The following is a 3,471-nucleotide window of genomic DNA, read 5'->3' as shown; positions in this document are numbered from 1 at the left end:
GGCGGGCCGGCGCAGGCGCCGCCGGGAGCCGCGGGCGCGCTCGCCGCGGTGATCTCGTCGAGCGGGGGGACCGCCAGCCGGTGAGCGAAGCGAACGATCAGACACTGCCCCGCCACCGAGGAACGAGGTGGCAGGGTCGCCGTCACCGAGCTTGCGGGGTGACGGATTGAAGCTCGCCGCCGTCAAGGGAATCACCCCGGTCTCGACCGAGTCGGTCGTCGACACCGAGCGCGAGCTGGTCAAGCTGATCATCGAGGCGCGCGGGCCCGAGTCGGCCCACGACCCGGGCATCGCGCTGGCCGCAAGGGACGCCGCCGAGCTCGCCCACGACAACGGCGCCGGCCTGGTCGCCGTCGTCGAGCACCCGAGCGCCGACCCCGGCGTGCTGATCGGCATGGTCGTCACGGCCGACGCGCCGTTCGGGCCGGACGCCGCCGACGAGCTGCGCCGGTACCTTGAGGACGCCGGCGGCCCCGACATCCGCGAGGTGACCGAGGCCCGCACCGAGCGCGGCTATCCCGTCGTGATCGCCGAGCGCGTGCTCGTCGACGGCCCGCTGCGCACCGGCCCACCCACCGGCTGCCAGCTCCAGGCCGTTGTCCTCGATCCGCACAGCCACACTATGGCCGTCTTCACCCTGCACTCCAGCACCGGCCGCGGCTGGCTCGAGCTCGCCACGCTGCTCGGCCAACTGGTGTCCACAGTGGACTTCTAGTCCGCGGTGCCGAGCACCCGGTCCCGGAACTCCCGCGGCGTCTCGTCCACCAGCTTGCGGAACGTCCGCGAGAAGTGCGCCGCGTTGGTGAACCCGCACTGCCGCGAGATCTCCCCGATCCCCTTGCCGGCATGCGCCGGATCGCCCAGCAGCTCCTTGGCCCGCTCGATGCGCTGCGCCCTGATCCGCCCCGACACCCCGTCCCCGTCGTCGAACAGCTGGTACAGCCGGCGCCGCGAGATGAACAACGCGTCGGCGATCCGCTCGGCCGACAACCCAGGATCCGCCAGGTGCTCCCGGATGTACTCCACCGCGGCCCGCCGCCGCGCGGCCATCGCGTCGACCCGGTCCAGCTCGTCGCGCAACGCGGTGCGCAGCACCAGCTCAGCCAACCCGGTCAGGTACGGCCGGATCCCGTGCGGATCCAACCGATCGGCCACCACGAGCAGGTGCGCCACCGCCGCGGCGAACAACGTCTGCAGCGCCCGGTCCAGCGGCACCGGCCGGAACATCAACGCCCGCAGCTCGCCGTAGCTGATCGACAGCTTCCCGGTCGCCACCGTCAGCAGCACCGTGCCGCCGCGACCCGGTCCCGGGCCCGGCTGGGCCCGCAGCCCGCACTCGGCAAGGCGCAGGCTCACCCCGCCCGCCGGCAGGTACCCCGGCAGCGCCGCCCGCATCACCAGCTGGATCTGCTCCGGCTCCGCCTTCGGCCGTCCCGCCCCGGCGATCGCCATCCGCGCCGCGCTCGCCCCAGAGGCCCGCACCACCAGGTACCCGGCCGCGACGTCGCCGTCCCCGTTCCCCGGCTCCTCGGGCTCGATCGCCCCGCCGTCAAGCATCCGCGCCAGCCCCGCGAACCGCCGCTCCAGCGATCCGGGCACCCGTCGTCGGCTCACCCCGCCACTATGCCCCCTGCGTCACAGGGCAGACTTGGCGAGCCACTTGTCCCAGGAGATGGCCCAGTCGTAGTAGTCGCCGTCCTTGGCCGACAGCGGGTTGGTGCTGCCCTCGATCTCAACGGGGTCGCCGATGATGGCGCTGTCGTAGAACTCCTTGGCGTTCTTGGGAGACAGGTTGGCGCAGCCGTGCGAGACGTTGCGCTTGCCCTGGTCGCCGACGGACCACGGGGCGGCGTGCGAGAACACGCCGTTGTTCGACAGCCGGACCGCCCAGTTCACCGGGAAGTCCTCGTACCCGTACGCCCGGTTGGTCATCTTGTACGTCGGGCTCTTGCCCATCACCACGTGGATGCCGCTCGTGGTGACCCGGCCGGGATCGGAGTCAAGGCCGAAGCTTGCCGGGTAGTCGGCGACCTGCTGCCCGTCGCGGATCACCACCCAGCGGTGTGTCCGGGTGTTGGCCTTGACGACCTGGGCGCGCCCGATGCTGAACTGCGAGCTCAGGTCCTCCCGGCCGTACGCGCCGTTGCCGTAGGCGACGCCGTAGAGCTTGGCGGTCACCGCGACGGTCGTGCCCGGCTTCCAGTAGGCCTTGGGGCGCCAGTGCACGGTGCGGTCGTCCAGCCAGGCCCATGCGCCCTCGGTGGGAACCGAGGGCAGGACGGTGAGCGCCTTCTGCGCGGCCGCCTTGTCGGTGATCGGGGCGTCGAAGGTGATCGCGATCGGCATCGCGATCCCGAACGTCTGGCCGTCCCCGGTGTTGATCTTGGCGCGGGGCTGGCGCTTCGGCTTGACCGTGGTGAACGCGCCGGTGATCGGGACCGGGTTGCCGTCGGCCCCGACCGCGCTGCCCGACCAGGTGTAGGTCTTGTCGTAACCGAGCGGCTCGCTCGGCGCCCACGAGGTCCGGTCCTTCGACAGCGTCCCGCCGACCGCCTTGCCGTCCGGGTTGGTCAGCGCGATCGAGTCGATCGTGCCGTCCTTGACCGCGACGGCGATGGGCGCCGTCGGGCTCACGTCGACGGCGCCGGCGGCGGGGGACAGCGTGATCGCGGCGGCCGGTTTCGCCGCCGCGGGCGCGACCCTCTGGTTGCCGCCCGGGGATCCGTTCTGCGCGTCGTCCCCGCCCTGCCCGCCGCCGTCATCGCTCGAGCAGGCCGCGAGGCCCAGCGTGATCGCCAGCAGCGCCCCCAGGAGGCCACGAAGCCGGGTCGAACGTCTCCATCTGCAGCCGCTGTCCGCGTTCAAGCCGACCCTCCCCTGGCCTTGTGCTGTCATCCATATCGACGCCGTGGGCTGGGCGAACGTTGGCTTACGGGAATGTGACTCAGATCACATTCAGGCGGCGTGCCGCCCTACCGGCGCGATCACCGAAGATCGGCTTCTGCGTGGCACCTCGAACGCGATGAGTAGTAGTGCGGCCGCGACCTCAGGCGATAGGCTCCTGCGCGCAGGCCGTAGTTTCTGTGTTCGTGCTTTACCACGCTCGCGGAACAACACGCGGGCGTGCTGCTTTCTCGCTGAGGTTGGCGGAGGCAACGCCCGGGGGCTGCCGGGGACGCATGGTGCGGTCCCACGCTGATCCTGCGATGGAGGCAGGTATATGGCACAAGGCACTGTCAAGTGGTTCAACTCTGAGAAGGGTTATGGCTTCATCGCCGTGGAGGGCGGCGGAGCCGACGTCTTCGTGCACTACTCGGAGATCCAGGGCAAGGGCTTCCGCACCCTGGAGGAGAACCAGCGTGTCGAGTTCGAGGTTGGTCAGGGGACCAAGGGTCCACAGGCTCAGAACGTGCGCCCGCTGAAGTGACCATGTGAAACGCCAGGGGCCCCCGCCGGGGTGGGCGGGGGCCC

General features: G+C 71.1%; 4 protein-coding genes. 2 read left to right on the top strand and 2 right to left on the bottom strand.

Annotation, left to right across the window (positions count from 1 at the left end):
* Nucleotides 1–166 precede the first annotated feature (166 nt).
* Entirely contained in the window at nucleotides 167–715 is a 549-nt protein-coding gene (locus VGX25_RS01350) for a hypothetical protein (protein WP_326915643.1), read from the top strand.
* On the opposite strand, the gene VGX25_RS01345 is transcribed toward VGX25_RS01350, so the two are convergent.
* Together VGX25_RS01345 and VGX25_RS01340 are read right to left on the bottom strand one after the other, a co-directional pair.
* A complete protein-coding gene (locus tag VGX25_RS01345) occupies nucleotides 712–1,614 on the bottom strand; it encodes a helix-turn-helix transcriptional regulator (RefSeq protein WP_326915642.1) in 903 nt (300 codons plus the stop codon). The genes VGX25_RS01350 and VGX25_RS01345 overlap by 4 nt on opposite strands.
* 21 nt (nucleotides 1,615–1,635) lie before the next feature.
* Nucleotides 1,636–2,865, bottom strand: coding sequence for a L,D-transpeptidase (locus tag VGX25_RS01340; RefSeq protein WP_326915641.1), 1,230 nt, complete (start codon nucleotides 2,863–2,865; stop codon nucleotides 1,636–1,638).
* A 355-nt stretch (nucleotides 2,866–3,220) separates the two neighbouring features.
* Here VGX25_RS01340 and VGX25_RS01335 point away from each other — a divergent pair, with 355 nt between their 5' ends.
* Nucleotides 3,221–3,427, top strand: a complete 207-nt coding sequence (locus VGX25_RS01335; RefSeq protein WP_326915640.1) for a cold-shock protein — start codon at nucleotides 3,221–3,223, stop codon at nucleotides 3,425–3,427.
* The last annotated feature ends 44 nt before the right edge of the window (nucleotides 3,428–3,471 follow it).

The sequence above is a fragment of the Actinophytocola sp. genome (genome assembly GCF_035942955.1).
GTDB lineage: Bacteria > Actinomycetota > Actinomycetes > Mycobacteriales > Pseudonocardiaceae > DASYTH01.
This window is presented reverse-complemented; position numbering and strand designations above follow the sequence as displayed.